Annotated in this window: 18 protein-coding genes; 14 read left to right on the top strand and 4 right to left on the bottom strand. The window is 72.5% G+C overall.

What is annotated here, in order from left to right:
• Nucleotides 1-38 precede the first annotated feature (38 nt).
• From ACZ7LE_RS27475 to eno, 3 genes are all read right to left on the bottom strand, one after another.
• The gene (locus tag ACZ7LE_RS27475) at nucleotides 39-539 is read right to left on the bottom strand and encodes a DUF501 domain-containing protein (protein WP_377234733.1); all 501 of its coding nucleotides are present in this window, start codon (nucleotides 537-539) and stop codon (nucleotides 39-41) included.
• 75 nt (nucleotides 540-614) lie between these two features.
• Nucleotides 615-1595, bottom strand: a complete 981-nt coding sequence (locus ACZ7LE_RS27470; protein ID WP_470406386.1) for an FtsB family cell division protein — start codon at nucleotides 1593-1595, stop codon at nucleotides 615-617.
• A 248-nt stretch (nucleotides 1596-1843) separates the two neighbouring features.
• Nucleotides 1844-3124: a phosphopyruvate hydratase gene (gene eno, locus ACZ7LE_RS27465; RefSeq protein ID WP_470406385.1), complete on the bottom strand. Its 1281-nt coding sequence runs from the start codon at nucleotides 3122-3124 to the stop codon at nucleotides 1844-1846.
• 289 nt (nucleotides 3125-3413) lie between these two features.
• On the opposite strand from eno, the gene ACZ7LE_RS27460 reads away from it, so the two are divergent.
• The 13 genes from ACZ7LE_RS27460 to ACZ7LE_RS27400 all read left to right on the top strand — a co-directional run bounded on the left by ACZ7LE_RS27460 (nucleotide 3414) and on the right by ACZ7LE_RS27400 (nucleotide 21246).
• Nucleotides 3414-4943, top strand: a complete 1530-nt coding sequence (locus ACZ7LE_RS27460) for an ABC transporter permease (protein ID WP_470406384.1) — start codon at nucleotides 3414-3416, stop codon at nucleotides 4941-4943.
• 31 nt (nucleotides 4944-4974) lie between these two features.
• Nucleotides 4975-5652: an ABC transporter ATP-binding protein gene (locus ACZ7LE_RS27455; RefSeq protein ID WP_470406383.1), complete on the top strand. Its 678-nt coding sequence runs from the start codon at nucleotides 4975-4977 to the stop codon at nucleotides 5650-5652.
• Nucleotides 5653-5974: 322 nt separating this feature from the next.
• Nucleotides 5975-10180, top strand: coding sequence for an endo-1,4-beta-xylanase (locus tag ACZ7LE_RS27450; protein WP_470406382.1), 4206 nt, complete (start codon nucleotides 5975-5977; stop codon nucleotides 10178-10180).
• A 174-nt stretch (nucleotides 10181-10354) separates the two neighbouring features.
• On the top strand, nucleotides 10355-11992 hold the full coding sequence (locus ACZ7LE_RS27445; protein WP_470406381.1) for a peptide ABC transporter substrate-binding protein: 1638 nt from the start codon (nucleotides 10355-10357) through the stop codon (nucleotides 11990-11992).
• A 119-nt stretch (nucleotides 11993-12111) separates the two neighbouring features.
• On the top strand, nucleotides 12112-13116 hold the full coding sequence (locus tag ACZ7LE_RS27440; RefSeq protein ID WP_470406380.1) for an ABC transporter permease: 1005 nt from the start codon (nucleotides 12112-12114) through the stop codon (nucleotides 13114-13116).
• Nucleotides 13109-14041, top strand: coding sequence for an ABC transporter permease (locus ACZ7LE_RS27435; protein WP_470406379.1), 933 nt, complete (start codon nucleotides 13109-13111; stop codon nucleotides 14039-14041). Before ACZ7LE_RS27440 ends, ACZ7LE_RS27435 begins: the two co-directional genes overlap by 8 nt.
• A complete protein-coding gene (locus ACZ7LE_RS27430) occupies nucleotides 14038-15123 on the top strand; it encodes an ABC transporter ATP-binding protein (protein ID WP_470406378.1) in 1086 nt (361 codons plus the stop codon). Before ACZ7LE_RS27435 ends, ACZ7LE_RS27430 begins: the two co-directional genes overlap by 4 nt.
• The gene (locus tag ACZ7LE_RS27425; protein ID WP_470406377.1) at nucleotides 15116-16372 is read left to right on the top strand and encodes an ABC transporter ATP-binding protein; all 1257 of its coding nucleotides are present in this window, start codon (nucleotides 15116-15118) and stop codon (nucleotides 16370-16372) included. The genes ACZ7LE_RS27430 and ACZ7LE_RS27425 overlap by 8 nt, the downstream gene beginning before the upstream one ends.
• Nucleotides 16369-17082, top strand: a complete 714-nt coding sequence (locus ACZ7LE_RS27420) for a type 1 glutamine amidotransferase (protein WP_470406376.1) — start codon at nucleotides 16369-16371, stop codon at nucleotides 17080-17082. Before ACZ7LE_RS27425 ends, ACZ7LE_RS27420 begins: the two co-directional genes overlap by 4 nt.
• Nucleotides 17083-17104: 22 nt before the next feature.
• Nucleotides 17105-17908: a serine hydrolase gene (locus ACZ7LE_RS27415; protein WP_470406375.1), complete on the top strand. Its 804-nt coding sequence runs from the start codon at nucleotides 17105-17107 to the stop codon at nucleotides 17906-17908.
• 202 nt (nucleotides 17909-18110) lie between these two features.
• The gene (locus ACZ7LE_RS27410) at nucleotides 18111-19748 is read left to right on the top strand and encodes an AMP-binding protein (protein WP_470406374.1); all 1638 of its coding nucleotides are present in this window, start codon (nucleotides 18111-18113) and stop codon (nucleotides 19746-19748) included.
• 83 nt (nucleotides 19749-19831) lie between these two features.
• On the top strand, nucleotides 19832-20392 hold the full coding sequence (locus tag ACZ7LE_RS27405; protein WP_470406373.1) for a type IV toxin-antitoxin system AbiEi family antitoxin domain-containing protein: 561 nt from the start codon (nucleotides 19832-19834) through the stop codon (nucleotides 20390-20392).
• Nucleotides 20393-20400: 8 nt separating this feature from the next.
• Complete coding sequence (locus ACZ7LE_RS27400; RefSeq protein ID WP_470406372.1) at nucleotides 20401-21246, top strand: nucleotidyl transferase AbiEii/AbiGii toxin family protein; 846 nt, start codon at nucleotides 20401-20403, stop codon at nucleotides 21244-21246.
• A gap of 30 nt (nucleotides 21247-21276) precedes the next feature.
• Here the strand turns inward: ACZ7LE_RS27400 and ACZ7LE_RS27395 are convergent, their stop codons facing one another.
• Complete coding sequence (locus ACZ7LE_RS27395) at nucleotides 21277-22560, bottom strand: kynureninase (protein ID WP_470406371.1); 1284 nt, start codon at nucleotides 22558-22560, stop codon at nucleotides 21277-21279.
• Between the two features lie 180 nt (nucleotides 22561-22740).
• On the opposite strand from ACZ7LE_RS27395, the gene ACZ7LE_RS27390 reads away from it, so the two are divergent.
• Nucleotides 22741-26136 (top strand): galactose-binding domain-containing protein, encoded by a 3396-nt coding sequence (locus ACZ7LE_RS27390; protein WP_470406370.1) that lies wholly within the window; start codon nucleotides 22741-22743, stop codon nucleotides 26134-26136.
• The last annotated feature ends 117 nt before the right edge of the window (nucleotides 26137-26253 follow it).

Here is a 26253-nt window from a genome sequence, read left to right as displayed (position 1 = left end):
CGAGAAACCTCACTCCCGGCCGGCGGCCGGCGTGGGCCTCAGCAGGTGCAGCGGTCCGGCCGCCACGTGTCCCGGGCCAGCGCCAGCGCCTCGTCGCCGAGCGGGTTCACGCCCGGACCGGCGGCGAGCGCGTGCGCGAACAGGACGTGCAGGCACTTGACGCGGGTCGGCATGCCACCCGCGGAGATGCCGTCGATCTCGTCGACGTGCCCGATGGCCTCGCGCTGCGCCAGGTAGTGCTCGTGCGCCTTCCGGTAGGCGGCGGCCAGGTCCTCGTCGGTCTCGAGCCGCGCCGTCATCTCCTTCATGACACCGTTCGCCTCCAGCGTCGAGGCGGCGGCGACCGCACCAGGGTGCGTCAGGTAGAAGACGGTCGGGAACGGGGTGCCGTCGGGCAGGCGAGGCGCGGTGCGCGCCACCGTCGGACGGCCGCACACGCAGCGCGCCGCGATCCCCACGACGCCGCGCGGCTCGCGGCCGAGCTGCTCGGCCAGGACCCGCAGGTCGTCGTCGGACACGGTCTCAGTCGCGGTGTTCACCGCTCCATTGTCTCCCAGCGCGGGACCGGCGCCGTGCGGTTCCGGCGCGCCGTGGCGCACCGCACGCCGCCCCGCCTACTCGCCGTCCGCGATCCGCACCGAGTCCCACACGTTCGTGTACCAGGGGGCGTCGGCATCCTCGGACGCGCCCGGCGACGGCTCGACGACGCCGGGCTCCGGCTCCTCCTGCTCGACCGAGTCCGTGTCCAGCGGGCGCCACACCTTGTCCCCGGGCATGACGAACCGCAGGCGCGAGCGCGCCTGCTCGATCACGTACGACCGGTCGTCCCAGCGGGCCAGCTCGGTCTCGAGCTCGGCCTTCTGGTCCTGCTGCTGGCTGAGCTCGGAGCGCAGCTCACGCAGCTCCGCCTGCTGCGTGATGACGGCGCGCACCGTCGGGAGCAGCAGCACCACCGCGAGGAGCACCACGACGGACAGCACCATGGCACGCACGGTGAGCACCTCGGGCACCACGAGCCCGTAGCTGCCGCGCCTGCGGTCCGCGCGCGCCGGCCGGGTGGGCGGCGCGACGCTGCCGGTGGCCGTGCTGCGGCGGCGCGGCTGCGCCGGCCGCTTCGCCCCGCTGCCCGACGTCGGCCGCGCACCGCGGGCGGGGACCCCGGCCGAGCGCGCGGCCGGCCGTCCCGGTGTCGTCCGGGGCGCGGCTGTGCGGCGGCCCGCCGACGTCGACGGCGCGGCGGGCATGCGTGCGGCCGACGAGCCCGTCGTCGTGCGGGCCGACGCCGGCTTCGCGGCCGACCTGGCCGCCGTCGTGCCCGCCTTCTTGGCCGTGGAACCCTTCGCTGCGGGCGGCTTGGCCGCCTTCGCTCCCCCGGTGGACGAACCCTTCGCGGGCGAGCCCTTCGCGGACGAGCCCTTGGCCGACGAGCCCTTCGCCGTCGAACCCTTGGCCGCCCGTCCCTTCGCCGTGCTCCCCGTGGCGCCCTTCGCGCCGGAGGAACCCGTGCCGGAGCCCGTGCGCGGGGTCGACGACGGGCGCGCACCCGAGCCGCGCGCCGAACCCGAGGGCCGCGCCGGGCGACGTGAGGAAGGCATGGGTCGATTGTGCCGATTCGCCGGTCCTTTGTATCGGCATTACCTCCGGCGCGCCGTGTGTCGATCCCGTGGAGCACAAAAGCTGTCAGACACCGGCCGACGTGTCAGACCTACAGGTCACCCGAGGGATCTGTACGTCTGACACGTCGGCGCGTGTCTGACAGCTCGGCGCGGTGCCACCGCACCGGCGCCGGTCGAACGGTTGAGGCCCCCTCGACCGGCGCCGTCAGGCCCGGATCAGGCCGCGATCAGCCCTGGAAGCGCGGGAACGCCGACCGGCCGGCGTAGGTGCCGGCCTCGTCGAGCGCCTCCTCGATGCGGAGGAGCTGGTTGTACTTGCTGATGCGCTCGCCACGGGCGGGGGCACCGGTCTTGATCTGGCCGGCGTTGGTCGCCACGGACAGGTCCGCGATGGTGGTGTCCTCGGTCTCGCCGGAGCGGTGCGAGGTCATCGTGGTGAAGCCGTTGCGCTGGGCCAGCGTCACGGCGTCGAGCGTCTCGGTGAGCGTGCCGATCTGGTTGAGCTTGACCAGCAGCGAGTTCGCCGACTTGAGCTCGATGCCCTTGGCGAGGCGCTCCGGGTTGGTGACGAACAGGTCGTCGCCCACGATCTGCACCTTGTCGCCGACCTTGCCCATGAGGCCGGACCAGGACTCCCACTCGTCCTCGGACAGCGGGTCCTCGATCGAGACCAGCGGGTAGTCGGCCACGAGCTGCTCGTAGTACGCGATCATCTCGTCCGGCGTCTTCTTGCCGCCCTCGAACGCGTACACGCCGTCCGAGAAGAACTCGGTCGAGGCGACGTCGAGCGCGAGCGCCACGTCGGTGCCCGGCTTGAGGCCCGCACGCTCGATGGCGACGAGGATCAGGTCGAGCGCCTCGCGGTTGCTGCCGAGGTTCGGCGCGAAGCCGCCCTCGTCGCCCAGGCCGGTGGCCAGGCCCTTCTCCTTCAGCACGGACTTGAGGGAGTGGTACACCTCGGTGCCGGTGCGCAGCGCCTCACGGAACGTCGGGGCGCCGATCGGGGCGACCATGAACTCCTGGATGTCCACGTTCGAGTCCGCGTGGGACCCGCCGTTGAGGATGTTCATCATCGGGACGGGCAGGACGTGCGCGTTCGGGCCGCCCACGTAGCGGAACAGGTCCAGGCCCGAGCTCTTGGCGGCGGCCTTCGCGACGGCGAGCGAGACGCCCAGGATCGCGTTGGCGCCCAGCTTGCCCTTGTTCGGCGTGCCGTCGAGGTCCAGGAGGGCCTGGTCGATGATGCGCTGCTCTTCGGCGTCGTACCCGATCAGCTCGGGGGCGATCTCGTCGTTGACGGCCGCGACGGCCTTCTCGACGCCCTTGCCCAGGTAACGGCCCTTGTCGCCGTCGCGCAGCTCGACGGCCTCGAACGCGCCGGTCGATGCGCCGGACGGGACCGCCGCACGGGCGAAGGTGTTGTCGTCGAGGACGATCTCCACCTCCACGGTGGGGTTGCCGCGCGAGTCGAGGATCTCGCGTGCTCCAACGGCTTCGATGCTAGCCACGGGGTCTCCTTCTAAGGATGTTGCTCGGAGGTTACGGCCCCCAGCCTAGGACGTCGGGCGAGGGGGCGCGGAACCGTCCACGGGGCCGCAGTTCACAGCGCCACCACAGGTTTGCGGCAGTACAGCCACAGCGTGCGTTCCTAGCGTCCGAACCGTCCGGCGCAGACCGCCCGCGGTGCGACCCGCACGCCGCTCGCCCCTCCTCCTCGGCGTGGCGCACCAGCCCGCGCGGCGGTCCGCCCGGACACCACCGTCCCCGCACGTACCTCAGGACCCGAGGCAGGAGCCCATGTTCTTCACCTATCTGCGCAGAGAGCTGCGCAACCGACGCAAGCAGACGGTGGTGGTCGCGATCGGCCTCGCGGTCGCGATCGCGCTGGTCATCGTCGTCAACGCGGTCTCGACCGGCGTCCGGAACGCCCAGTCCGAGGTGCTCGAGTCCGTCTACGGCGTGGGTACCGACATCACCGTCACGCAGGCGAGCGAAGGCCCGGGCGAGGGCGGCGGCCCCGGCCGCTTCGACTTCGGCGAAGGTGAGGGCGAGGCCGGCGAGGACGGCACCCGCAGCCTCGCGCAGGACCGCCTCAGCACGTCCATGGGCTCGACGTCGTTCGACGCCTCCGCCCTCGAGTCCGTCTCCGGGCTGGACCACGTGTCCGGCGTCGCAGCGACGCTCGACCTGCAGAACACTTCGTTCTCCGGCGAGATGCCGGACTTCGAGGCGATGCAGGAGGGCGGTGGACCCGTCGACCTGCGGATGGGCGAGGACGGCACCGGCGAGGGGACGGCCGGGGGGTCGTCCTTCGAGATCGAGCAGTTCTCGGTCACGGGCGTGGACCCGGATGCCGCCGCCGTCGGGCCCCTGACCACCGCCACGGTGGCCGACGGCCGGACGCTGGAGGCGGGCGACGAGAACGTCGCCGTCCTGGACGCCACGTACGCCGAGCAGCAGGAGCTCGCCGTCGGTGACACCCTCACCACCGGCGGCGAGAAGCTGAAGATCGTCGGCACGGTCACCTCCACGACGGGCGACGACGTCGCGACGGCGTCGGACGTCTACGTGCCGCTCGCCACGGCCCAGACCCTCGCGGACCTCGCCGACCAGGTCACCGACGTCTACGTGCAGGTCGACTCGGCCGAGAACGTGGACGCCGTGGCGACCGCGATCGAGGCCGAGCTGCCCGACGCCTCGGTGAGCACCCAGTCCGACCTCGCGGAGAACGTCACGGGGTCCCTCTCGACGGCGTCCAACCTGATCGGCACGCTCGGCACCTGGCTGAGCGTCATCGTGCTGGCGGCGGCCTTCGGCCTCGCGATCCTGTTCACCGTCTCCGGCGTGAACCGCCGGACCCGCGAGCTGGGCACCCTCAAGGCGATCGGCTGGAGCAAGGGCCGCGTGGTGGGCCAGGTGGCCGGCGAGTCCGTGGTGCAGGGCCTGATCGGCGGTGTGGCCGGTCTCGCGATCGGCGCGCTGGCCGTGTGGGCCGTGAACCTGGCCGGCATCACCCTGAGCGGCGGCACCTCCGGCGGCGGCTTCACGATGGGCGGCCCGGGCGGTGGCGGCGGCGGTCCCGCCGGCGCCATGCAGGACGCCGGCGGGCAGGCCGGGGCGACCGGCGGCTTCGGCGGGGCCCGTCCCGGCGGCCTGGCCGACGCCGCGAGCAGCGCCGTCGACGTCGCCCTCCAGGCCCCGGTCAGCCTGTGGATCGTGCTGGCCGCCATCGGGCTCGCCGTGCTGGGCGGGCTGATCGCGGGCGTGGTCGGCGGCCAGCGCGCCGCGCGCCTGCGTCCGGTCGAAGCCCTCCGATCACTCGCTTGAGCCGCCCGAGCCCGACACGAAGGAAGCAGACATGTATCAGATCGACGACCTGACCAAGACCTACCAGCAGGGCAAGCGCGTCGTGCGCGCGCTCAAGGGGGTGTCCCTCACCATCGGCGACGGCGAGCTGGTCGCCGTCCAGGGACCCACCGGCGGCGGCAAGTCCACCCTGCTGCAGATGCTCGGCGGGCTCGACCGACCGACGTCCGGCACCGTCACGCTCGACGGGACCGACCTCGCCGGGATGAGCGACGCGCAGCTCACCGCGGCACGGGCCGAGACCATCGGCTTCGTGTTCCAGAACTTCAACCTCATCCCCACGCTCACCGCGCTGGAGAACGTGGAGACGGCGCTCGTGCCGGCCAAGATCCCGCGGCAGACCAGGACGGCGCGGGCGCTGGCGGCGCTCGAGTCCGTCGGGCTCGGCGACCGCGGGGACCACCTCCCGGGCGAGCTGTCGGGCGGGCAGCAGCAGCGCGTCGCGATCGCGCGGGCGCTCGTGAAGAACCCGAAGGTGCTGCTGGCGGACGAGCCCACCGGCAACCTCGACGAGGAGACCCGCGACGAGATCGTGGACCTCATCGTGGGGCTGTGGAAGGACCAGGGGCTGACGATCGTGCTGGTCACGCACGACTCGGTGGTCGCACAGCGCACGCCGCGCCGCCTGCGCATCGCCAAGGGCGCGGTCAAGGACCTGACGGCGGTCTGACGGGCGGCCCTGCGAGATCGGCCGTCCCCGCGGCGAGGTCGGCAGTTCCCTCAGCAAGTCGGCAGTCTGCATCGAGGTCGGCACAGGCCTGTGCCGACCTCGATGCAGGCTGCCGACCTCGATGCAAGGTGCCGACCTCGTGGGCGTGGTGCCGAGCTGGGCGCGCTGCCGAGCTGAGCGTGACGCCGACCCCAGCACGGGCTGATCTGCCGAGCCGGGTCTCGACGGCGTCCGGGCAGGCTGGCTACGCTGCCCCTACGTTCGCCGCGGCACCGTCGCCCCGGCGTCCGCCCCACCGGAGACACGCGCAAGGGAGCGCAGCATGCCTCATCGAAATCGTTTCATCGCCCGAGATCGCTCGCCGAGCAGAAATCGTTTCACACGCCAGTCGGCACACCAGTCGACACACCAGCAGGCACACCGCTCGGTACACCGCTCGGCCGCCGGCCTCGGCGCCGCCGCGCTCGTCGCCGCCGGCGCCCTGATCGCAGCGCCCACGACCGCGGCCGCGACAGCACCCACCGCCGCGGCCGACACCGTCGTCACCGCCGTCGCCTTCGAGGACGGCACCACCGGCACCTGGACCCCCAGCGGCGGCGCGGGCCTCGACGTCGTCCCGGACCCCGACGGCGCGGGCAGCGTGCTCGCGATCACCCGGGCCGCCGACTACGAGGGTCTCCAGTCCCCCACCGGAATCTTCCGCCCGGGGCTGACCTACACGTTCAGCATGCGCGCCCGTCTCGCCGGGCCCGCCTCGCCGGAGGACCCGCCGGCCCCCACCAGCACCGGCGTCCGCTTCGTCGTGAAGCCGGCGTACACCTGGGTCGGGAACACCACGGTCGGCACCGACTGGACCACGGTGACCGGCACGTACACGGCCGCCGCGGACGCCGACCCGGCCGAGCTGCAGGCCTACCTCGGCAGCACCGACCAGGACGCCCCCTACACGCTCCTCGTGGACGACATCATGGTGACCACCTCTGACACGGTTCCCCCGGACGACGTCGTGCCCGGCGGTGCGATCAACCCCGTGCCCACGCCGGTGTACGCCGCCGAGGGTAGCGGGGACGTGTCCGCCCTGACCTTCGACGACGGCCCGAACCCCGGCACCACGCCCGCCCTGCTGGACTTCCTCGCGGAGCACGACCTCAAGGCCGTCTTCTGCGTGATCGGGCAGAACATCCAGGCCGAGGGCGGCGCCGCGCTCCTGCGCCGGATCGTCGCCGAGGGCCACGTCCTGTGCAACCACTCGACGTCGTACGCCGACATGGGCTCCTGGACCCAGGAGCAGGTGCGCGCCGACCTGGTCGAGAACCTGGGGATCATCCGCGACGCGCTGGGCGACCCGAACCAGAAGGTCCCCTTCTGGCGCGCCCCGAACGGCTCCTGGGGCGTGACGCCCGGTGTCGCGGTCGAGCTGGGCATGCAGCCGCTCGCCGTCCGGAACACCATCGCCGACTGGGAGACCCAGGACGTCCCGACCCTCACCGCCAACCTGCGCACCGCCATGGTCCCCGGTGAGCTGGTCCTCGCGCACGACGGCGGCGGCGACCGGTCCGGCACGCTCGCCGCGGTGCGGACGGTCGTCACCGAACGCCTCGCCGACGGCTGGACGTTCACGTTCCCGGAGGGCACGCCCCCGACGTCGGGCACCGTGCTGAGCACCGACTTCGAGGACGGCACCCTCGGCGGCTGGGCGCCGCGCAGCGGCACCGACGCCTCCGACTTCACGCTCGCGGTCACGGACGCCGACGCACACGGGGGTACCTGGGCGGCCGCCCTCACCAACCGTGACGCCACCGGCGACGGCATCGGCCGGGACGTCACGGGCGTGCTGCGCGCGGGCGTCACCTACGACGTCTCCGCCTGGGTGCGCTTCCCTGCGGGGGAGACGCCGGGCGACGTCTGGCTGAGCCTCGCGAGCACGGTCGAGGGCGCCCAGAACTTCTCGACCCTGGCCCAGTTCACGGGCCTGACCAGCAGCGGCTGGACCGAGGTGACCGCCACGTTCACCATGCCGGACCACGACAGCGCGCTCCTCTACTTCGAGACGGCGTACAACGGCGGCAACACCAGCGACTGGCTGATCGACGACATCGTGGTGTCCGTCCCGGAGCCACCGCTGATCGAGGACCTGACGGGGCTCCACGAGACCGTGGACTTCCCGGTGGGCGTCGCGATCGACAGCCGCGAGACGTCGGGTGCGGCGGCGCAGCTGCTGAGGAGGCACTTCGGCCAGGTCACGCCCGAGAACCACATGAAGCCGGAGGCCTGGTACGACGCCGACGGCACGCTGCGCCGGCACCCCGAGGCGACCGCGCTCATGGACTTCGCGCAGGAGAACGACCTGCGGGTCTACGGCCACGTGCTGGTGTGGCACAGCCAGACGCCGGACTGGTTCTTCCAGGACGACGCCGGCGAGCCGCTGGCGGCCGACGAGGCCGGCCGTGCGGTGCTCCGCGAGCGCCTGCGCGACCACGTGTTCGGCATCGCGGAGAACCTGAGCGACGACTACGGGCTCTTCGGCTCGGCCACCAACCCGCTGGTCGCGTTCGACGTGGTCAACGAGGTCGTGTCCGACGGCGCGGAGAACCCGGACGGCCTGCGCCGCAGCGAGTGGTTCCGGATCCTGGGCGAGGAGTACATCGACCTCGCGTTCGAGTACGCGGACGAGGCGTTCAACGAGACGTACGCCGCCGCGCCGTCGGACGCGGTGCGCGAACGTCCGGTGACCCTGTTCATCAACGACTACAACACGGAGCAGGGCGGCAAGCAGGACCGCTACCGCGCGCTGGTGGGCCGGCTGCTGGAGCGCGGCGTGCCGGTGGACGGCGTGGGGCACCAGTTCCACGTGTCGCTCGCGATGCCGGTCAGCGCGCTGGAGGGCGCGATCGAGCGGTTCGCGGACCTGCCGGTCACGCAGGCGGTCACGGAGCTGGACGTCACCACGGGGACGCCGGTCACCCAGGCCCGGCTGGTCGACCAGGGCTACTACTACCGCGACGCGTTCGACGCGTTCCGCGCGCACGCCGAGGACCTGTTCAGCGTGACGGCGTGGGGCCTGACCGACGGCCGGTCGTGGCGGGTCGACAGCGGCGCGCCCCTGCTCTTCGACGATCGCTTCCAGGCCAAGCCCGCCTACTTCGGCGCGGCCGGGGCCGAGCTGCCGGCTCGTCTGCGCACGGCGAACGTGTTCGCCGGGGACGTTCCGCTCGACGGTTCGGCGACGGCGTCCCCGGTGTGGGACCGGCTGCCGCGGCACACGTTCGAGGCCCCGGGCGGCGGCACGGCCGCCTTCCAGCTCCGCTGGGCGGCCGACCACCTGACGGCGTTCCTCACGGTGGACGACGTGGAGGGCGCGGCGGCCGACGCCGGGGACGCCGTCACGCTCGTGCTCGACGACGCCGAGTACACGGTGACGCGGGACGGGACGGTGACCGGTCCGGGCGACGGCGCCGACGCGGTGGTGAGCGAGCGGGAGGGCGGCTACGACGTCGTCGTGCAGCTGCCCGCGGCCCTCGCCGAGGGCGCGACCGCCACGTTCGACGCCCGCGTGACCAGCGGCGACGAGTCCACCGCGTGGAACTCGCCGGGTGCCGTGGGCACGCTGACCCTGGTCGAGGAGCTGTCGTACCTGGAGGTCGCCGAGGCCGCGCAGGCCCCGGTGGTCGACGGCGACGTGGACGACGTGTGGGACACGGCGGGCCCCGCGGTGACCACCACCAAGGAGGTCGAGGGCTCGGGCGGCGCCGTCGCGACCGTCCGCACCCTGTGGCGGGACGGCACGCTGTACGTCCTGGCGGACGTCGCCGACCCCGTGGTCGACGTCTCCGGCTCGGACCCGTGGATCCAGGACTCCGTGGAGATCTACGTGGACGGCGGCAACGCGAAGAACGGCGGCTACCGGGCCGACGACACGCAGATCCGCGTCTCGGCGCTGGGCGCCGTGTCGTTCGGCACCGGCGACGAGGCGGCGCAGCGCGCCCGCGTGTCCAGCGCCGCCACGACGACCGACGGCGGCTACCGCGTCGAGGCGTCGGTCGACCTGCTGTCGTACGGCGGTCCGGGCACGTTCCACGGCCTGGACTTCCAGGTCAACGACGCGACCGGCGGCGCACGGACCGCCGTCCGCAACTGGGCCGACCCCACGGGCACGGGCTATCAGTCCACCGCGCGCTGGGGCGTGGGCCGGCTCGTCGAGCCGGAGGCGCCGGCGGCCCCGGCCTGGTCCGCGAGCGCCGTGTACACGGCGGGTGACCAGGTGAGCCATGACGGCGCGGTGTTCACCGCGCTGTGGTGGACGCGCGGCCAGACCCCGGGCGCCACGCCGTGGGGTCCGTGGGCCGAGGTGGGTGCCCCGCAGGCGTGCGCCGGCGGCACGTACCCAGCCTGGACGCCGACCGCGGTGTACGACGGCGGCGAGACGGTGGTGCACGACGGCCACCGCTGGACCGCGCAGTGGTACAGCCGGAACCAGGAGCCCTCGGCCACGCCGTGGGGTCCGTGGCGGGACCTCGGCGGCTGCTGACGCCTGCCGTTCGTCGGGTCTCCTTCCGCGTGGGCGCTGGTCGCTCGCAAGGAAGGAGACCTGACGAATCGTTACAGACGGTTAACACGACTTTCCAGGCGGCCCCACTTCCGTGGCGATATGGTCCAAACCTCCCCGCCAGTTGACCGGGGAGACGAACTGGGGAGGCAATCAGTGAGGCAAGCACGTTTCGCCACCTTCGCCGCGTCGGCGGCCGTGGTGGCCGTGACCGTGGCCGGGTGTACCCCGAGCGACACCGTCGAAGGCGACGGGCCGGTCACCCTGGAGACCTGGATCAGCCAGGACATGGAGACGCTGTTCCCCGGCGACGCCGGGGCGTACGACAACATCAGCGTCCTCGACGTGGTCTACGACGGTCTGGTCCGGTACGACCCGGAGACCACCGAGCCGTACAACTACGTGGCCGAGTCCATCGAGCCCAACGACGACAACACGGTCTGGACCATCAAGATCAAGCCGGACCTGACGTTCCAGAACGGCGAGCCCGTCGACGCCGAGGCGTTCGCCCGCTCCTGGAACTACACGGCCGACGGCGACAACGGCCTGTACTCCAACTACTTCTTCGGCATCATCGAGGGCTACGACGAGATGCAGCCCACGACCGACGACGACGGCAACATCACCGCCGAGGGCGCCGCGGACGAGCTGTCCGGGCTGAAGGTCGCCGACGACCTGACCCTCGAGGTCACCCTCGCCTCGCCGTTCGCCGGCTTCGCGACGATGCTCGGCTACACCGGCTTCTTCCCGATCGCGCAGGAGTGCCTGGACGACGTCGAGAAGTGCGCGCTCGAGCCGATCGGCAACGGCCCCTTCCAGGTGACCGACTGGCAGCAGAGCCAGGAGCTCACCGCCGAGAAGTGGGCGGACTACACGCTCGACGAGACGCCGAGCTACGACGCCATCCACTGGACCGAGTACGCGGCGGGCGAGACGGCCGGGTGGGCGGACTTCAAGGCCGGCGACCTCGACCTGTCCTTCCCGCCGACCGCCGAGGTCGAGTCCGCGAAGAACGACCCCGAGCTCTCCGAGCGCTATGTCGAGAAGCCCGGCGCCTCGCTCACGTACCTCGGCTTCTCCGGCTACACGGAGGGCCCGTGGAACGACAAGGAGTTCCGCAAGGCGATCTCGATGGCGATCGACCGCGAGGGCATCATCTCCTCGCTGGGCAGCGGTCAGGCCACGCCCGCCGACTCCTGGGTGGTCCCGGGCGGCGTGCCCGGCGGCGAGGCCGGCACGTGCGAGTGGTGCGTCTACGACCCCGAGGCGGCCAAGGCGGCCCTGGAGAAGGCCGGCGGCTGGCCCGACGGCGAGAAGCTGCAGATCAGCCTGGGTGACGACGACGCCGAGGTGGAGTACTTCACCGCGATCGGCAACTCCATCGAGGAGGTGCTGGGCATCCCGTACGAGCTCAACATCGTCTCGAGCGACGACTACTTCTCGACCCGTTCGGCCCAGGGCTTCGACGGCATGTTCCGGAACAACTGGTTCCCGGACTACCCGCTGAACGAGAACTACCTCAGCTTCTACGCGTCGGGCGAGCCCGGCGCCGGGCACTGGGGCTGGTACAGCGAGGACTTCGAGGCCAAGCTGGACGAGGCCGCGGCCGCGCCGTCGCTCGACGAGTCGGTCGCGCTCTACCAGGAGGCCGAGGCCATCCTCGCCGACGAGTTCCCGACCATCCCGTTCCGCTGGAGCTTCAGCGCCACCTACTACAGCGACCGGCTGGACAACGTCATCCTCAACCCGTTCTCGGGCGCGCCGATCCTCCGCAAGGTCGAGGTCACGGCGTAACCCCGTGCGCCGAGTCAGCGCCGTGGTCCGACCAGCGCGCTGACTCGGCGTCTGAACTACCCCGAGTCAGTGCCGTGGTCGGACTGCGGCACTGACTCGGCGCACATCTGAGGAGACCCATGGGGCGCTACATCCTTCGCCGTGCCGTCCAGGCGGTCGGCACCCTGCTGCTCGTCATGTTCCTGCTGCACCTGCTCACGACGGTCGCCATCCAGCTCAACGGCAACCCGGCGCAGGCGTTCTTCGGCGACAAGGTCGCCACCCCGGCGCAGGTCGCCGCCGTCGAGCAGCGCTTCAACCTCGACGACCCCTGCTACGACCAGGTGGGCAACCCGTGCCTCGGGCCGTTCGTCGAGCGCCTCGGGCAGTACGCCCAGGGCGACTTCGGCACCAACCTGCGCGGGCGTGAGGTCTCGGAGATCGTCGCCACGGCGGCGCCGAACACCATCCGCCTGTTCTGCGTCGTGCTGGTCACCTGGCTGGCGCTCGGCATGCTGCTCGGCTCGGCCGCCGCCCGCTGGCGCGGCTCGGCCGGGGACCACGGGATCCGGCTCACATCGGTGCTGATCGACGCCTTCCCGGTCTTCGTGCTGCTGATCGTCTACCGGTACGTCGTCGCCGTGCCCCTGAACCGCTGGGCCGAGGACACGTTCGGCGAGAACAGCTGGCCGCCGTACTGGTTCAAGCCGTCCTTCGACGCCGACCACCCGTGGGCCACCGTCGTCGTGCCCGGCATCCTGCTGGGCCTGGCCGGGTCCGCGGCGTTCATCCGCCTCGTCCGGGCCAGCCAGCTCGAGTCCTACCAGGGCGACCACGTACGCACGGCGCGGTCGAAGGGTCTGACCGAGGGGCGCGTCGTGGTGCACCACGTGGTGCGCAACTCCTCGGTGCCCGTGGTGACCGCCGTCGGCCTCACCTTCGCCGAGGCCCTCGGCGGGGCCGTGATCACCGAGGGCCTGATGAACATCTACGGGATGGGCGGCGTCCTGTGGGGGGCCGTCCAGAACGACGACGTCGGGCTCGTGCTCGGCGTCGTCACCCTGCTTGCCGCGGTGACCGTCGTGGTGATGATCGTCGTCGACATCGCCTATGCCCTGCTCGACCCGAGGATCCGTTATGAGTGACGCCGCAACACCCGCACCGACCGCGCGGCGCCCTGCCGGCGCGTCGTCGAGCCCGCTCACCGACGCCTGGCGCCGGCTCCGCCGCCGGCCGGACACGATCGCCGCGGCCGTCGTGCTCGTGTTCTTCGGGCTGATGGCGGCGTTCCCCACGCTGTTCACGACCACCAGCCCCCGCACGTGCCCCATCCGGGAGGCCCGTACGACGCCGCAGGGCTGGGGCGGCGAGCACCCGCTCGGCACCGACGCGCTCGGCTGCGACGTCCTGGCCACGCTGGTGCACGGCATCCGGCCGTCGCTCCTGCTGGCGATCGTCGTGGTCGGCGTCTCGCTGCTGATCGGCGTGACCCTGGGCCTGCTCGCGGGGTACTACCTGGGCTGGGTGGACTACCTGGTCTCCCGTGCCGTCGAGGTCTTCCTGGTGATCCCGCTGCTGCTGGCCGCACTCCTGGTGCTGTCCCTGTTCAAGGGCGTCGACCTCGGCACCGGCACGTTCAACGTGATCCTGCTGCCCGCGGTGGTGCTCATCCTGTTCGGCTGGATGCCGTACGCCCGTTACGTGCGGGCCAGCACGCTGGAGGCGAAGAACCTGGACTACGTGACCGCCGCGCGCTCGCTGGGCGCGTCGGACCTGCGCATCATGGGCCGGCACGTGCTGCCCAACGCCATCGGCACCGTCACCGCGCTGCTGCCGACCTCCGTGGCCGGGGTGATCAGCGCGGAGGCCGTGCTGTCCTTCCTGGGCATCGGCGTCCGGCCACCGGCGACGAGCTGGGGGATCCAGATCGAGCAGGGCTCGGAGTGGGTGCTCGGCGGCGCCCCGCACATCCTGCTCGCGCCCCTGATCTGCCTGGTCGCGACCGTCCTCGCCCTGGTGGTGCTCGGCGACGCCCTGCGCGACGCCCTCGACCCGAGGCTCTCCGCATGAGCGCGGCGAGCGAAGGCGAGCAGCAGGCACAGCCCCTCCTGGAGGTCACCGACCTCGCCGTCGAGTTCCGGACGCCGGACGGCGCGGTGCGCGCCGTCGACGGGCTGTCCTACCGCGTGGAGGCAGGCCGCACGCTCGCGATCGTGGGCGAGTCCGGCTCGGGCAAGTCCGTGTCGTCGCTGGCCGTGATGGGCCTGCTGCCGGACACGGCGCGGATCACGCGCGGCAGCGTCCGCCTTGCCGGCACCGACCTGCTCGCCCTGAGCCGCAAGGAGCACCGCGCACGCTGCGGCGAGCAGGTGGCGATGGTGTTCCAGGACGCGCTGGCCGCGCTCAACCCCGTGCACACCGTGGGCTACCAGCTCACCGAGGCGCTCCGGGCCCGGCGCGGGCTCTCCCGCGCCGACGCCCGCAGGCGGGCGGTCGAGCTGCTCGACCTGGTCAAGGTGCCGAACGCGAAGGCCCGCGTGAAGGAGTACCCGCACCAGTTCTCGGGCGGGATGCGCCAGCGCGTGATGATCGCGTCGGCGCTGGCCATGGACCCCGACGTGCTCATCGCGGACGAGCCCACCACCGCCCTCGACGTGACGGTCCAGGCGCAGGTGCTGCGGCTGCTCGCCGAGATCCAGGCGGAGCGGCACATGGGCCTCGTGCTGATCACGCACGACCTGGGCGTGGTCGCGGGAGTCGCCGACGACGTCACGGTGATGTACGCGGGCCGCGCCGTCGAGCAGGCGCCCGTGGTGCCCGTCTACACGACGCCCGCGCACCCGTACACGCGGGCGCTGTTGCGGTCGATCCCGTCCGCGGCCGGGACGGGCCGCCTGCCCGTGATCCCGGGGCGCCCGCCCAGCCCAGCCGCGATGCCGGCGGGCTGCCCGTTCCACCCGCGCTGCGACGCGGTGCGCGACGTCTGCCGCACCGACGTGCCGCCGCGGGCGACCCCGGCGCCCGGCCGGATGTCGGCGTGCCACTTCGCGTCGGACATCATGGCCGGACGGGAGCCGGCCCCCGAGGCCGGCGTCACGACGTCGGCGTCCGGCACCTCGGTGCCCGGGCCGAAGGGAGACTCCGATGACTGAGTCGCGACCGGCGGGAGCCGGGCTCGTCGACGAGCTGCCCACGCGCGGCGAGTCCGTGCTCGAGGTGCGCGACCTCGTCAAGCACTACCCGGTGCGCTCCGGGCTGCTGCGCCGTTCGGCGGCCGCGGTCAAGGCGGTCGACGGCGTCTCGCTCACCCTGGACCGGGGGCGCACCCTGGGCCTGGTCGGCGAGTCCGGGTCGGGCAAGTCGACGCTCGCCCGCGTGCTGGTCGGCGTCGAGACACCGACCAGCGGGCAGGTGCTGGTGGACGGCGAGGACGTCACGGGCCGGTCCCGGGCGGGCCGCAAGCAGCTCCGCCGGGACGTGCAGATGGTGTTCCAGGACCCGTACACGTCGCTGAACCCGCGGATGTCGGTGAGCGAGATCGTGGGCGAGCCGTTCGCGATCCACGGCATCGACCCGGCGGGCGGACGGCGGGCCGCGGTCGGCGAGCTGCTGGAGCTCGTCGGCCTGGACCCGGACCACGCGAACCGGTACCCGCACCAGTTCTCGGGCGGGCAGCGGCAGCGTGTCGGGATCGCCCGCGCGCTCGCCCTGCGGCCCAAGATCCTGGTCTGCGACGAGCCGGTCTCGGCGCTCGACGTGTCCGTGCAGGGCCAGGTGATCAACCTGCTGGAGGACCTCCAGGACGAGCTGGGCCTGTCCTACCTGTTCGTGGCGCACGACCTCGGCGTGGTGCGGCACATCGCCCACGACGTCGCCGTCATGTACCTGGGCCGCATCGTCGAGCAGGGGCCAGAGGCCGAGGTGTACGACGCCGCGCAGCACCCGTACACGCAGGCACTGCTATCCGCGGTGCCGGTGCCCGACCCCTCGGTGCGGCTCGTCACGCCCTCGCTGGTCGAGCCTGTCGAGACCCGGGTCTCGACAGGCTCGACCGGCGACGGCCCGACCGGCGAAAGGCGCCCCGGCATCGGCGGGATCGTGCTGGAGGGCGACCCGCCCTCCCCGGTGGACCCGCCGTCAGGCTGCCCGTTCCACACGCGCTGCTGGCTCGCGCCGACGCTGCCGGAGGCGCGGCACGCGGCGGACGCGCAGGGCGCGGCGGACGCCGGCCTGCGGCTGGTCCCGCACGCGTGCGAGGCGGACGTGCCCGCGCTGGTCGCCCGGGGTACGACGGGCGCGCGAGCCGAGATCTCCGGTGCCGACGGCGCTGACGGCGCCGCGGCGCACGTCGCCGCCTGTCACTTCGCGCGCGAGCTGACCGCACCCGGGAGCGGCGCATGACACGCGTCCTGGTGGTCCTGAACTCGTCGACCAGCTCCATGGGCCGGCTGGAGCAGTGGCTCCCCGAGGCCGGGCTCGACCCGGTCCTCGTCCCGGGTGCCGAGCTGCCCGGGACGCTCGACGGCTTCGGCGGCGTGGTCCTGCTGGGCGGCGGCTTCCTGCCGGACGACGACGCCGCCCACCCGTTCCTGGCCCGCGAGCGGGCGCTGACGCTCCAGGCCCTGGCCGACGGCGTGCCGCTGCTCGGGCTGTGCCTCGGCGGGCAGCTCCTGGCGCACGTCACGGGCGGCGGCGTGACGGCGCGGTCCGGCGAGACGGAGCGCGGCATGTGCGCGCTCACGGTGCTGCCGGCCGCGGCCGACGACCCGGTCTTGGGCGAGCTGCCCGGCGTGCCGGGCGGCCCGCTGTGGATGATCGAGAACCACGAGGACTCGGTGACCACGCTGCCGCCGTCGGCCACGCTGCTGGTGACGAGCGAGACCTGCCGCAACCAGGCGTTCCGCGTGGGCGAGGTCGCCTGGGGTCTGCAGTTCCATCCCGAGGCACGGCCGGAACGGGTCGCGACCTGGGACGAGGCCGCGCTCTCGGAGCAGGGCATCGACCGCGCGGCGCTGGCCGAGGCGGCGCTGGTCCACGCGGCGGAGAACGAGGCCCAGTCGGGTGCGCTGGTGCGCGCCTGGGCCGACGTCGTGCACGCGACGGCGAAGTGACGACGAGAGGACGAGCACGCACATGGTGTCGACAGGGACGCACAGCGACGGGGTGCCGGTGGTGGCCTACCGGATCGCCCGGGCCACGGGCGAGGTGCTGGCCGCACGCCAGGACGACCTGGACTTCTACGCCGCCTCCACCGTGAAGCTCGCGGTGCTGGTCGCGGCCGCGCGCGAGCTCGACGCCGGGACGGCGCGCCTCGACGAGACCTGCACCGCGACCCGGACCTTCACGTCGCAGGTGCCCGGTGCGGGTGAGTACACGATCGAGCCCGACGACGTCGACGAGGGCCTGCCGCCCGACGGCACGCCGATGCCGCTCGGCGACGTGATCGACCGGATGGTCACGGTCTCCTCCAACGAGGCGACCAACATGGTGGCCGAGCGCGTGGGCCTGCCCGCGGTGAACAAGGTGCTGGCCGACGCCGGTGCCACGCGGTCGACCTTCGGCCGCAAGTACTCGGACCTGGCCGCCGAGAAGGCCGGCGCCTCGCACCGCACGACGGCGGCCGACCTGTGCCTGCTCATGTCCGGCGTGGTCACGGGCGCGCTCGCGAGCCCGGAGCGGACCGCCTGGATGTGCGAGCTGCTCGGCCGCCAGACCGACCGGCAGCTCACGGCCGCCGTCCCCGGCCCGGGCGAGCCGGGCGCCGTCCCGTTCGGCTCCAAGTCCGGCTGGGTGGACGGTATCCGGCACGACGTCGCCTTCGTGGGCGAGCCCGGCCCGGACGCCCTGGTGATCGCGGCGTGCACCCGCGGCTACGACGAACAGGCCGCCGAGGAGACGCTCAAGGCCCTGGGCGCCCTGGCGGTCGCGCTGGCCTGACGGGTCCCCGGCCGGGACCCTGGACCCCCGCCGCGCACTACCCTTTGAGGCCCGGGTTTCTTCGCTTTGAGCTGGCTCAAAGCGAAGGAACCCGGGCCTCAAGGCGGAGTGCACCTGCCCCTCCCCGGCAGGGAGAGGCTTGCCTCGCGCGGCCGGTTGCTATTGAATGCGGGTGCAATAGTGGCGAGCCAAGGGGGGCGACGTGCTGACCACCAGTGCCGCGGAGGTCCGCGCCGGCGGCCTCGCGCAGGTCGACCGCAAGGAGAACCTGCTCAACCAGGGCTTCCACCTCGTCAGGTCGGGCGTCCTCGCCCCGGGCCTGCGCGTGCATCGCGACGTCGGCGCGATCTGGCAGCTCGTCACGTGGGGCCCGTCGATCGCCGGCGGCTACCGCGCCAGCGCGGTCCGCACCCCGCACCAGACGGCGTTCGCCGACGAGCAGCGCAGCGTGACCTTCCGAGAGCTCGACGAGCGCGCGAACCGGCTGGCCAACGCCCTGCGCGGCCTCGGCGTCGGCCTGCGCACGCCCGTCGCGGTGCTGTGCCGCAACCACGGCGGCCTCGTCGAGACCATGGTGGCGCTGGCCAAGCTCGGCGCGACCACGCTGCTGCTCAACTCCGGGCTCTCCCCCGCGCAGGTCTCCGCCGTCGTCGCCGAACAGGGGCCCGCCCTGCTCCTCGCCGACCAGGAGTTCCTGGACCAGGAGCCCGACCTGTCCGCCGGCCTGCCGGTCGTCACCACGTGGGCCGACGACGGCGCCTCCGGCCTCGCGGAGCTCGTCGCGAACGGCAGCCCGGCGCGCGCGCCGATCCCCGAGCGGCCGGGCCGGACCGTCGTCATGACGTCGGGCACCACGAGCACCCCGAAGGGCGCCCGCCGCCCGCAGCCGCACGGCCTGAGCGAGGCGGCGTCGCTGCTGTCCGTCATCCCGCTGCGCGCCGGCGACCGGATGATGATCGCCACGCCGATCTTCCACACGTGGGGGCTCGCCGCCCTGCAGCTCGGCATGGCGCTGCACGCCGAGCTGGTGCTGCCGCGCCGGTTCGACGCCGAGCAGACGCTCCGGATGATCGCCGAGCACCAGGTGACGGCTTTGATCGCGGTGCCGGTCATGCTGCAGCGCATCCTCGACCTGCCCGCCGAGGTGAAGGCCCGGTACGACACGTCGTCCCTGCGTGTCGTCGCCTACTCCGGCTCGGCCATGCCCGCCGACCGGATCACCCAGTTCCTCGACGAGTTCGGCCCCGTGCTCTACGGCTTGTACGGCTCGACCGAGGCCTCCTGGGCCTCGATCTCCACACCGGCGGACCTGGCCGCGCAACCGACGACGGCGGGGCGGCCCCCGCTCGGCACCCGCATCGGCATCCTGGACGACGTCGGCCGGCCCGTCCCGCAGGGCGACGTCGGCCAGATCTGCGTGGGCAACGGCATGCTGTTCGAGGGGTACACGAACGGCACGGGCAAGCCGATGTTCGGCGACCTGATGGCCACGGGCGACCGTGGCCGCCTCGACGCCGAGGGCCGGCTCTACGTGGTGGGCCGCGCCGACGACATGATCGTCTCGGGCGGCGAGAACGTCTACCCCCGCCCCGTGGAGGACGCGATCACGGCCCTGCCCGAGGTCGCGGACGTCGCGGTGTTCGGCGTGCCCGACGAGCGGTTCGGCCACCGGTTCGCCGCCTACGTGGTGCTGCGCGAGGGCGCGGCGCTCACCGCAGAGGCCCTGGTCGACCGCCTCCGGGACACGGTCCCGCGCTTCTCGCTGCCGCGCGACGTCCACTTCCTGCCGGAGCTCCCCCGCAACCCGACGGGCAAGGTCGTCCGCCGCGACCTCCCCTGACCTCTGAGCCGGTCAGCGCGCGAAACAAAACGTATACAGATAGCGTTATCTGTATACGTTTCGTTCCACGCCGGAGGTACAGCATGACCGACGCAGCCAGGGCATCGCAGGCCGAAAGTCTTGGTGTGTCTCGGGCCAGCCTCTACCGCGCCGCTCGGGACGGACGGTTCGATCGCATCGCCCGCGGCATCTATCGCGCGGCGGACGCCGAACCCGCCGAGTGGGAGTGGGTCGAGGCGGCAGCCAGGCGTCCGGACGCGACGGTCTGCCTCACGTCCGCGCTCGCCTACTACGACCTGACCGATGCGATTCCCGCGCTGCTTGACGTGGCCGTCCCCCGCGGCTCGCGACGGCCGGCCACGGACTCGGCCATCGCCTGGCACCTTTTCGACAGGGCGACCTTCGGACTGGACCGCGACGAGATCGAGATCCCAGGTTCAGGCCTACGCATCGGCCTCTACTCCGCGGAGCGCACCATCGCCGACGTGTTCCGCCTCCGCGGCGCCCTCGGCTACGAGCTAGGACGCGACGCCCTGCGCGAGTGGCTCCGACGCGGCGGCAAACCGGGACGGCTCATGGCGATCGCGACGCAGCTGCCGCGGAGCCGTGGGCCGCTGGAGCGCGCCCTGGAGTCGCTGACATGACCGCGGCCATGACAAGGAGCGCAGAGATCTACCGTGCCATCCAGGCCAGGGCGCGCAGCGACGCCGCCCGCACGGGCAAGCCTGTGGCGACCGGCGAATACCTGACCCGGCATGCGCTCGAGTCGTTCCTCTTCCGTGTCACGCAGACGGCGCACGCCGAGGCGTTCGTCCTGAAGGGCGGCATCCTGCTGACGGCGTATGACGTACGTCGGCCGACGAAGGACCTGGACGCCGAGGCGATCAGCGCGTCGGTCACTCCGGCACACATCTCCCGGGTGGTGCACGACGCCGCGGCCGTCGACGCCGGCGACGGAATCACCTTCGACCTCGACTCGATCTCCATCCAGGAGATCCGGGACGACGCCGAGTACCCCGGCCTTCGGATGCGGACCACGGTCACGCTCGCCACGTGGCAGGGCAAGGTCGCCTGGGACATCTCGACCGGCGACCCGATCGTGCCCGCGCCCCAGATCGTCCGCATCCCGCGAGTGATCGGCGATCCGATCGAAGTCGTCGGGTACCGCCCGGAGACCGTGATCGCGGAGAAGGGCGTGACGATCCTGGAGCGCGGGACGACCAGCACTCGATGGCGCGACTACGTCGACATCGTGCAGCTGCCGGCCCGGCACACGATCGACGGTGCCGAGCTCCGACGCGCCGCCGAGTCGGTCGCCCGCTACCGAGGCGTCGAACTCGGACCGATCAGCCCGCTCGTGGCCGGCTACGGCGACGTCGGGCAGGACAGGTGGGCAGCGTGGCGGCGCAAGGAACAGCTGGAGGAGATCAGCAAGGAGAAGCTGGATGAACAGATGGCTCTGGTCGCCGCTGTCCTCGACCCCGTGTTCGGCAGATGACCGCGATCGGCTAATCGCACGCGCGAGCGGTCAGCCCAGGAGCGCGCGGATCGTCCAGAGGCCCTCCGCGACCTCCGTGAAGCTCGTGCTCAGCGGGCTGAGACCCACGCGGAGGCCCTGCGGCGGGCGGAAGTCCGGGATCACGCCCCGCTCCCAGGCCTGCGCGACCACACGCTTGAAGTCCGGGTGGTCGAGCATGACGTGGCTGCCCCGGCGCTCCGGGTCGCGCGGTGAGGCCACGCGGACGCCGGGCAGGTGCTCGTCGGCGACCTCGATCGCGAACGTGGTCACCGCCAGCGACTTCTCGCGCACGGCCGGCATGCCGGCCTCCTCGATGAGGGCGAGCATGTCACGCATCGGCAGCATGCCGATCACGGGCGGCGTGCCGCTGATGAGCTGCCGGATCCCGGTGGCGGGCTCGTACTCGGGGCCCATCGCGAAGGGATCGGCGGCCCCCATCCAGCCCTGGACCGGCTGCCGCACCTCGCCCTGCAGGCCGGCGGCCAGGTAGGCGAAGGCCGGCGAGCCGGGCCCGCCGTTCAGGTACTTGTAGGTGCAGCCGACGGCGATGTCCACTCCGTCGGCGTCCAGGTCGAGCGGGACCGAGCCGGCCGAGTGGCACAGGTCCCACAGGACCAGCGCCCCGGCGTCGTGCACGATGCGCGTGATCGCGGGCAGGTCGGCGACGTAGCCGGACTTGTAGGCGACGTGGCTGAGCAGCACGAGTGCCGTGTCCGGGCCGACGGCGGCGGCCACCTCGTCGGGCGTCACCCCCGCCTCCGCGTCCGGCGTGATCCAGCGGAGCTCGAGGCCGCGCTCGGCCGCGATGCCCTGCAGCACGAACCGGTCCGTGGGGAAGTTCTCGGTGTCGGCGACGATCACGCTGCGGCCGGGCCGCGCGTCGACGGCGGCGCGGGCCAGCTTGTAGAGCAGCACGGTCGTGGAGTCCGCGACGACGGTCTGCCCCGGCGCCGCGCCCAGCGCGACCCGGCCGAGCGTGTCACCGAGCTCCGTCGGCGCGTCCATCCAGCCCTCGTCCCAGGACCGGATCAGGCGCGCGGCCCAGGGGCCGTCCACGAACGACGCCAGCCGCTCGCGGGTAGCCGTCAGCGGCCGGCCCAGCGAGTTGCCGTCGAGGTAGGCGATCAGGCCCTCGCTCGGGGCGAAGAGGTCGCGGTAGGCGGCCAGCGGGTCGGCGGCGTCGAGGGCGGCCGCGCGCTCGCGCAGCGCGCCGGGCAGGACTACGGCCGGCGGCGCGGCCGCCGAGGCGGACGGCAGCGCGGGCAGGTCGGCGGAGGGTGCGGTGTCGGTCACGGAGGGCTCCAGGTCGATCGGTTCCGGCCCGAGCGTACGTCCTGTGCGCCGCCGACCCCGCGGACCCCTTGACGCCCCAGCCCCGGCATCAGTAATGTCCGTGCCAATCAAACGCAAGAACTCGACAAGAGTATGCGTTTTTACGAACAGAACCATGGCAAGTACCCAAGGTCAATCCTGGTGACGACGCCCGTCGACGACGACGGGAGATCGGGGACACTGATGTTCCGCTCCGCCACGCGCCATGCACCGAGACAGGGGCTCGCCCCCGGGCTCCTGTCAGCACTCACCGCCGCGGCCCTCGCCGCGGTGGTCCTCGTCCCGACGCCGGCCGCCGCCGCGCCCGCCGTCCTGTCCGCAGGCGCGTCCGCCGCGGCCAGCAGCGCCAACGCGCCCTACCTCGCCGACAACCTCACCGACGGCAACCAGGCCACGTACTGGGAGTCCACCAACAACAGCCTGCCGCAGTGGGCCCAGGTCGACCTCGGCTCCGGCGCCACGGTCGAGGAGGTCGTGCTCAAGCTGCCCGCCGGCTGGGAGGCCCGCACGCAGACCCTGTCGGTCCAGGCCGGCGCCGACGGCTCCACGTTCACCACCCTGTCCGCGAGCGCCGCCCGCCGGTTCGACCCGGCGTCGGGCAACACGGTGACCATCGACGTGCCCAACACGGAGGCCCGCTACGTGCGGGTCGCGATCACGGCGAACACGGGCTGGCCGGCCGGGCAGCTCTCGGAGCTCGAGGTGCGCGGCACGCGGGACGCCCCGGACCCGGAGGAACCGCAGGAGCCGGGCGGCACGGATCTCGCGGCGGGTCGCCCCGCCGCGGCGTCCTCGACCGAGTGGACGTACGTCGCGGCGAACGCCACCGACGGCAACACCAGCACCTACTGGGAGGGTGCGGGCGGGCAGTACCCGAGCACCCTGGCGGTGACGCTGGAGTCCGCGGCCGAGCTGAGCGCCGTCGTCGTGAAGCTGCCGCCGGCCACGGCGTGGGGGCCGCGCACCCAGACCTTCGAGGTGCAGGGCCGGACCGGGTCGGGTGACGCGTGGAGCACGCTCGCGCCGTCGGCCGCGCGCGCCTTCTCCCCCGCGACGGGCAACACGGTGACGGTCCCGGTCACGGGTACCGCGCGGGAGGTGCGCCTCCGGTTCACGGCGAACACGGGCTCGGGCAACGGTCAGGTGGCGGAGCTGCAGGCGTTCGGCACGCCGGCGGCCAACCCGAACCTCACGGTCACGGGCGTCACGGCCACCCCGGCGTCGCCCACGGAGTCGGACGACGTGAAACTGTCCGCCGTCGTGAAGAACATCGGTACCCGGGCCTCGACGGCCACGGACGTGTCGTTCACCGTGGACGACGACGAGGTGGCGACCGGCCAGGTAGGCGCGCTCGCCGCGGGCGCGCAGGCCGCGGTCACGGCCGACGTCGGCACGTTGACGGCCGGGTCGTACGAGATCGGCGCGGAGGCGGACGCGTCGGGTGCCGTGGCCGAGCAGTCGGAGACCGACAACGGCTACACGCGGCCGGACCCGCTGGTGGTCACCGAGATCGCCAGCTCCGACCTGGTCCCGACCGTGTCGTGGACGCCGACCACGCCGGCGGCGGGCGAGACCGTCACGTTCTCGGCGACGATCGCGAACCGCGGCACCGTCGCGGCGTCGTCCGGCGCGCACGGCCTCACCGTCGTGCTGCGGAACGGTTCCGGCGCGGTGGTGCGCACCCTGACGGGCTCCGTGTCGGGTGCCATCGCGCCGGGCGCCACCAGCCAGAGCGTGAACCTCGGGACCTGGACGGCGGCCGACGGCTCGTTCGACGTCACCGTCACGGCGGCACCCGACGCGAACGAGGTCGCGGCGAAGCGCGCGAACAACGAGGTGACGCGGTCGCTGTTCATCGGCCGCGGCGCGAACCTGCCGTTCGACACATACGAGGCGGAGGACGGCGTCGCCGGCGGCGGGGCCACCGCGATCGGACCGAACCGGGTGGTCGGCGACCTGGCCGGCGAGGCGTCCGGCCGCAAGGCGGTCACGCTCGGCCAGACCGGCTCCTACGTCGAGTGGACCACGCGGGCGACCGCCAACTCCCTGGTGGTGCGCTTCTCCATGCCGGACGCCGCGGGCGGCGGCGGCACCAGCGGCTCGCTGGGCGTCTACGTGGACGGGCAGTTCGTCAAGAACATCGACCTGACCTCCCGCTACGCCTGGCTGTACGGCAACGAGGCCAGCCCGGGCAACCAGCCGGGGCAGGGCGCCCCGCGGCACATCTACGACGAGGCGAACGCACTGCTCGGGCGGACCGTCCCGGCCGGCTCGACGATCCGCCTGCAGAAGACGGCGAGCAACCCCGGGCCGTACACCGTCGACTTCGTGGACCTGGAGCAGGCGACGGCGCAGGCCAACCCGGACCCGGCCCGGTACGTGCAGCCCGCCGGGTTCACGCACCAGGACGTGCAGAACGCGCTCGACCGGTTCCGGATGGACACGACCGGCAACCTGGCCGGCGTCTACCTGCCCGCGGGCGACTACCAGACCGCCAGCAAGTTCCAGGTCTACGGCAAGGCCGTCGACATCGTGGGCGCCGGGCCCTGGTTCACCCGGTTCCACGCGCCGGCCGGACAGGAGAACACGGACATCGGCTTCCGCGCCGAGGGGACGGCGAACGGCTCGACGTTCCGCGACTTCGCCTACTTCGGCAACTACACGTCGCGGATCGACGGGCCGGGCAAGGTCTTCGACTTCGCCAACGTGCGCGACATGACGATCGACAACATCTGGGTCGAGCACATGATCTGCATGTTCTGGGCGGCCAACATGGACGACTCGGAGATCAAGGACTCGCGGATCCGGAACACGTTCGCCGACGCGCTGAACATGACCAACGGCAGCGCGAACAACCACGTGCACAACAACCAGGCGCGCGGAACCGGCGACGACTCGTTCGCCCTGTTCGCGGCGACCGACGCCGGCGGCAGTGGCCAGCGGGGCAACGTGTTCGAGAACCTGACGTCGACGAACACCTGGCGAGCCGCGGGCCTGGCCGTCTACGGCGGGCAGGACAACACGTTCCGCAACATCTACATCGCCGACACCCTCGTCTACTCGGGCGTGACGATCAGCTCGCTGGACTTCGGGTACCCGATGGAGGGGTTCGGCCCCGCGCCGACCACCTTCGAGGGCATCTCCGTGGTGCGCTCCGGCGGGCACTTCTGGGGCGCGCAGGTGTTCCCGGCGGTGTGGCTGTTCTCGGCGTCGAAGACGTTCACCGCGATCCGGGTGAACGACCTCGACATCGTGGACCCGACGTACTCGGGGATCATGTTCCAGACCCAGTACGTCGGCGGGCAGCCGGTCAACCCCGTGCAGGACACGGTGTTCGCCGACGTGTCGATCACCGGCGCCCAGCGCAGCGGTGACGCGTACGACGCCAAGTCGGGCTACGGCATCTGGGCCAACCCGCTTCCGGAGGCGGGCCAGGGTCCGGCGGTCGGGTCGGCGACGTTCAACGGGCTGACGTTCGGGAACAACTTCCGCGACATCGAGAACCCGACGTCGACGTTCACGATCAACCGCAACTGAGGTAGGAGGCGGTAGCCGCTGGTCGACCAGCGATGGGGTCTCGACAAGCTCGACCGGCGGTGGGCGGCAGAGCTCAGAGCCGGGTGGAGGCCCGGAGCCAGGCGATCAGGTCGGACG

Source organism: Promicromonospora sp. NPDC110617 (assembly GCF_055598465.1).
The sequence above is the reverse complement of the archived record's forward strand: the minus strand, read 5'-3'. Positions and strand labels throughout refer to the sequence as shown.

What these genes read in the sequence shown, in the direction of transcription:
- ACZ7LE_RS27455 (WP_470406383.1), top strand. Translation starts at nt 4,975, where the DNA reads ATGTATCAGATCGACGACCTGACCAAGACCTACCAGCAGGGCAAGCGC.
- ACZ7LE_RS27460 (WP_470406384.1), top strand. Translation starts at nt 3,414, where the DNA reads ATGTTCTTCACCTATCTGCGCAGAGAGCTGCGCAACCGACGCAAGCAG.
- ACZ7LE_RS27430 (WP_470406378.1), top strand. Translation starts at nt 14,038, where the DNA reads ATGAGCGCGGCGAGCGAAGGCGAGCAGCAGGCACAGCCCCTCCTGGAG.
- ACZ7LE_RS27470 (WP_470406386.1), bottom strand. Translation starts at nt 1,595, where the DNA reads ATGCCTTCCTCACGTCGCCCGGCGCGGCCCTCGGGTTCGGCGCGCGGC.
- ACZ7LE_RS27415 (WP_470406375.1), top strand. Translation starts at nt 17,105, where the DNA reads ATGGTGTCGACAGGGACGCACAGCGACGGGGTGCCGGTGGTGGCCTAC.
- ACZ7LE_RS27440 (WP_470406380.1), top strand. Translation starts at nt 12,112, where the DNA reads ATGGGGCGCTACATCCTTCGCCGTGCCGTCCAGGCGGTCGGCACCCTG.
- ACZ7LE_RS27405 (WP_470406373.1), top strand. Translation starts at nt 19,832, where the DNA reads ATGACCGACGCAGCCAGGGCATCGCAGGCCGAAAGTCTTGGTGTGTCT.
- ACZ7LE_RS27450 (WP_470406382.1), top strand. Translation starts at nt 5,975, where the DNA reads ATGCCTCATCGAAATCGTTTCATCGCCCGAGATCGCTCGCCGAGCAGA.
- ACZ7LE_RS27420 (WP_470406376.1), top strand. Translation starts at nt 16,369, where the DNA reads ATGACACGCGTCCTGGTGGTCCTGAACTCGTCGACCAGCTCCATGGGC.
- ACZ7LE_RS27425 (WP_470406377.1), top strand. Translation starts at nt 15,116, where the DNA reads ATGACTGAGTCGCGACCGGCGGGAGCCGGGCTCGTCGACGAGCTGCCC.
- ACZ7LE_RS27400 (WP_470406372.1), top strand. Translation starts at nt 20,401, where the DNA reads ATGACAAGGAGCGCAGAGATCTACCGTGCCATCCAGGCCAGGGCGCGC.
- ACZ7LE_RS27435 (WP_470406379.1), top strand. Translation starts at nt 13,109, where the DNA reads ATGAGTGACGCCGCAACACCCGCACCGACCGCGCGGCGCCCTGCCGGC.